General features: G+C 58.0%; 6 protein-coding genes. 3 read left to right on the top strand and 3 right to left on the bottom strand.

What is annotated here, in order from left to right; translation table 11 throughout:
• Nucleotides 1-217: 217 nt before the first annotated feature.
• The 3 genes from NW840_RS12190 to cobU are packed head-to-tail and all read right to left on the bottom strand — an operon-like array spanning nt 218 to nt 1,831.
• On the bottom strand, nt 218-775 hold the full coding sequence (locus tag NW840_RS12190; RefSeq protein ID WP_414344548.1) for a hypothetical protein: 558 nt from the start codon (nt 773-775) through the stop codon (nt 218-220).
• Nucleotides 757-1,236 (bottom strand): CRR6 family NdhI maturation factor, encoded by a 480-nt coding sequence (locus NW840_RS12185; RefSeq protein WP_011432033.1) that lies wholly within the window; start codon nt 1,234-1,236, stop codon nt 757-759. The genes NW840_RS12190 and NW840_RS12185 overlap by 19 nt, the downstream gene beginning before the upstream one ends.
• A gap of 37 nt (nt 1,237-1,273) precedes the next feature.
• A complete protein-coding gene (cobU, locus tag NW840_RS12180) occupies nt 1,274-1,831 on the bottom strand; it encodes a bifunctional adenosylcobinamide kinase/adenosylcobinamide-phosphate guanylyltransferase (RefSeq protein WP_414344546.1) in 558 nt (185 codons plus the stop codon).
• Nucleotides 1,832-2,061: 230 nt separating this feature from the next.
• Between cobU and NW840_RS12175 the strand changes: the two genes are divergently transcribed.
• From NW840_RS12175 to NW840_RS12165, 3 genes are all read left to right on the top strand, one after another.
• Complete coding sequence (locus NW840_RS12175; RefSeq protein ID WP_414344544.1) at nt 2,062-2,556, top strand: CatB-related O-acetyltransferase; 495 nt, start codon at nt 2,062-2,064, stop codon at nt 2,554-2,556.
• Nucleotides 2,557-2,657: 101 nt separating this feature from the next.
• Nucleotides 2,658-2,936 (top strand): hypothetical protein, encoded by a 279-nt coding sequence (locus tag NW840_RS12170; RefSeq protein ID WP_041436124.1) that lies wholly within the window; start codon nt 2,658-2,660, stop codon nt 2,934-2,936.
• Between the two features lie 57 nt (nt 2,937-2,993).
• A complete protein-coding gene (locus tag NW840_RS12165; RefSeq protein ID WP_414344542.1) occupies nt 2,994-3,785 on the top strand; it encodes a hypothetical protein in 792 nt (263 codons plus the stop codon).
• Nucleotides 3,786-3,922: the final 137 nt, after the last annotated feature.

The raw sequence follows: 3,922 nt of genomic DNA, 5'->3' as shown, positions 1-3,922 counted from the left end.
GCGGAATGCGCACAACTTCCCGCTGGATTTGGCGGCGGTGGAGGTAGCGCCTGCGGTGCGTGGCTGATGGCCTGACCTGACGCTTCAACAGCATTGGTGGATCCCCCAGCTTGGTCTGGGGGATTTTTTTGTGGTTTCCCTAGCAACAAGAATGAAGTTTCGCCTACCCTCCAAGTGAAGAGGAACGGTTCGAGCCGCAGGGATCAATGGGTGGCGCTCAGTTCCTTGGTTGGGCAGCATTGCAGAGCAGCAGGGCATCTGGATCCCAAAGGATCTGCCCATCAAGAGCCATTCTCCCCAACACCGGCATTCCTACTTGGGCTTCCAGGCGCGGGATCAAAGTTGCATCCAGCTTTTCCAAGGCTTGGGGATCCCCAGTTTCGGTCAGGGATCCAATCAGCACCCACCCCAAACCGCGGGCCTTGGCTTGGCGCAACAGGGCGGCAAAAGCGGCAGCTTGGCTCAGAGCGGCCTCCCGCTGCAGCGTCAGCAGCAAGCTCAACCCCCACGCATGGGCCAGATCCGCCCAAGTTTGGCCTGGCCCCAGGGGATCGGCAACGCTGCCCGGCAAAACCAGTAGGGGATCTTTTTCTCCTGCCCACTCGGAGATTTGTTGCCAGAGGGCCTTTAGCTGAGCTTCCGAAGGGGTGGGATCCACACTGAGCCGGCCCCAAGGGCGTTGAACCACCTGCTGCCAAGCGTCGGCCACTGCCGTAGCTCCCGGGATCCCTGGCCAGGTGTTGGCCACCATCACCTTCATGGCTCTGCCTCCCATAGGGCGAGAAACTCCGGCTGGATCTCGAAGCCAAACACCAAAGCCATATCCCGCAGCATGGAGACGGATCCCAGGTTCTGCTGCTTAAACCACCGCATCAACACAAAGATCTTCTGGTAGACGAAGATCTCCAACGCTTCTGGGTTGTAAACAATACCCTCCCGAGGGTTGAATTGGTGGGGCACCATCATAGCCGCGTAACGGGCCAGTTCTCCTTGACGCCAATTGAGGAAGTAGGGCATCCAGGGGTAGACCGTATCCCACCGAATAAACCACAGGCGCACCTCCGGGATCTCGGACAGCTCCCGTGGATCCTCAGGGCTGCGCGGCCAATCGATGGCGCATTGCACCTGCTGGGCAGCACGCACGGGATCCGCCATCAAGGTTTTCACCAGCTCATGGCCGGGGGTGAGATCCAGAGTTTGAATGGCCTTGGCGGGAAGGTAGAGGGTAATCGGCACGGCAACACAGCTATCTGGCTTGCAAATGCAGCTTATCTCAGCTCTGCTCTGTCTTGCTCGCCACTGGGATCCCTAGACGGGTGAGATCCAGGGCAAAACCTGCCGTTACCAAAAACACTTGGTCGGCCAGGGGAGCCAGCCTTTGGGTCAGTTCCCCCATCCGATCCCGAAACCGCCGCCCCAGTGGGTAAGCGGGCACCACCCCCCAGCCCACTTCTTCAGACACCAGGAGGATCTCCCCTCTATGGCTTTGCAAGGTTGCCAAGAAGGATTGCACCAAGGGATCCCATTCTGAAGAGGGACAGTCTAGGCCCTGCGCCACCCATCCCCCCAGCGAATCCACCAGCGCACAACAGGGCTGGGGCAACTTTTGCAGTTCTGCCCCCAAGTCCCTCCCGGTTTCCCAAGTCTGCCAACCGGAAGGCCGCCGTTGCCGGTGCTGTTGAACGCGCTCTGCCCACTCTGGGTCAGTCTCAGGATCGGGTTTCGGCCCGGTAGCCAGGTAGATAACCGGCAAGCCCGAAGCCGCAGCCAAACCCTCTGCCAGCCGGCTTTTGCCAGAGCGCACAGGGCCACAGATCAGCACAATCGCCATTGGGTAGAATGGAAATCCACTGACGTTTGAGTCTAACCTCGACAACAGCCTGCTGAAGTCCTCAGCCGAGTGGTACCCGGTCAATCCTGAGGCTGAATCTCTATGCCCATCCGAATCGAGCACGCTGCCCAGCTGGAAGAGAAACCTATTTTGCTCACGCCGGTTTAGAGCCTTTTCCTCTGCTCACGATTGGCTCCCTAAGCTACGGATATGAGTTTTTCCTTCATTGGATGGGAGAGTCATCCCGCGTCAAGATTGGACGTTGCACTTCGATTGCAGGAGGGGTGCATTTTTTCGTAGGGTACGAGCACCATACTGACTGGGTTACTACTTACCCTTTCACCCATTTACCTGATTCCTGGCGAGAGCTTCGTGCTTTGAAAGGGCACCCTGTAACTCGCGGAGATATTGTTGTTGGCCATGATGTTTGGATTGGCTATGGCGCTAAGATTCGCTCGGGGGTAACCATTGGAAATGGAGCAGTTGTTGGAATGGGTGCTGTGGTAACTCGAGATGTCCCCCCTTATGCCATTGTTGCGGGCGTGCCAGCGAGGGTGGTTCGCTACCGTTTTGCACCTGAAGTGATCGAGTGGCTTATCCAACTTGCTTGGTGGGATTGGCCCCTTGAAGCCATACGCCAGGCAGCACCTCTTCTCTGTCGGCCACTAGATCAGGAAGCAATGTCAGGGCTTTCTCAGATCAAGCAAAGCCTTCTTGCTGTTTGAAACTACTTGAGAAATTCCCCGCAGGCTAAGATGAGAGTTGGTTACGCTTGAAAAAACAATCTCGAATAACCTGACTGTACTTCAGGCTCAAAAGCTCGACCATGACAGATCCCAAGCCAATATCTCCGCCTGAACAAAAGGCTGCTTCGGCCTCTTTTCGATCTGCTCAACCGCTCTGGCTCAGCCTAGCGCTGGGGATCACCACTGCTCCCGTTTTGTTGGGCTTGGTCTTGGCAGATCGGGCCGGGAAATGGCTGGGATCCCTGAGCTGGGAAGATCCGGGTTGGTGGCTGGGGGAGCGGCTGCCCAACTTAGACAGCGCCCCGCTACAGGCCCATGAGCAACAGCGCAAAAACTCTGCCCCGGTCGAGAACCCCTAGCTTCTCTGTCACTTTCGTATCATAGGAAAGCGAACTAGCAGCAGGAGTTAACAGCCTTTGCGTAGACCGGCCAAACCGTCTCAGGAGTTCGCCTCCACATTCTCGGGGGTGCTGTTCTGGCTGAGCGCGTTTCTCTTCACAACGGTGTTGAGTGCTTGTCTGGGCTACCTATTTGGTCAGCGAGCTCTATCGGGGGTTTCTTCTCCCGTCACCGGCGCCGGTCGGGCTTCTCCTTCCCGCGAAGTTCGGGATCCCCGTACTGTGCCTTTGCTGAACGAGGCTGAGGTAATTGCAGCAGCCGAAGCCAGCCTTCGTCCGTCCCCAACTCCCACCCCCCTCTTTACCCCAGCACCCACGCCGGTTGCAACACCCACCCCCAGATTGTCTCCTGAATTGGCGGCGGCCCCGTCGCCAACTCCTCGCCCCGCCACTCCATCTCCTCCACCTCCCCGTCCGCGTCAGCAGGACGGAGTTCCTGCCCCGCCGGCGCCCACACCACCTCCGCCCCCCCTACCAATTGCCGCCAGTGGACAGGTCTCTATGCAGGTGCTTTCGGTTCGTCGCGAGGGAAGCCAAGTGGTTCTGAATGTAGCTATGCAAAACAACTCGGCAGAGACGGTGCGCTTTCTCTATAGCTTCCTGAACATTACTGACGACAATGGACGGTCAATCAACGCGCTCACCCAGGGTTTGCCGGGGGAGCTGCCCCCCAATAGCCAAGTCTTCCAGGGAACCATCCGCATCCCAGCCTCGAGCCTAGCCGGATCCCGATCCCTGTCCCTGAGTTTGGCTGATTACCCCAGCCGCCGCCACCGAGTGGGAGCCAGTGGGATCCCAGTGCCGCCGTAACACCCCTCTTCCTTTAGCTTCAGTTAGAAATCGCAGGAGCCCCGCACTGTACCCGTAGGGTCACTGCCGGGAGGAATGCGCTTTGATGAAGTACAATGAACTTATGAGCCAAATCCTGACCATCTCCTGCAAGCTCA

This window comes from Synechococcus sp. R5-13 (genome assembly GCF_047462015.1).
Classification (GTDB): Bacteria; Cyanobacteriota; Cyanobacteriia; order Thermostichales; family Thermostichaceae; genus Thermostichus.
Note: the sequence above shows the minus strand (reverse complement) of the source record. Positions and strands in the feature narration are given on the sequence as shown.

Coding starts and splice junctions, on each gene's coding strand:
- NW840_RS12190 (WP_414344548.1), bottom strand. CDS start 775: ATGGGAGGCAGAGCCATGAAGGTGATGGTGGCCAACACCTGGCCAGGG.
- cobU (WP_414344546.1), bottom strand. CDS start 1,831: ATGGCGATTGTGCTGATCTGTGGCCCTGTGCGCTCTGGCAAAAGCCGG.
- NW840_RS12175 (WP_414344544.1), top strand. CDS start 2,062: ATGGGAGAGTCATCCCGCGTCAAGATTGGACGTTGCACTTCGATTGCA.
- NW840_RS12170 (WP_041436124.1), top strand. CDS start 2,658: ATGACAGATCCCAAGCCAATATCTCCGCCTGAACAAAAGGCTGCTTCG.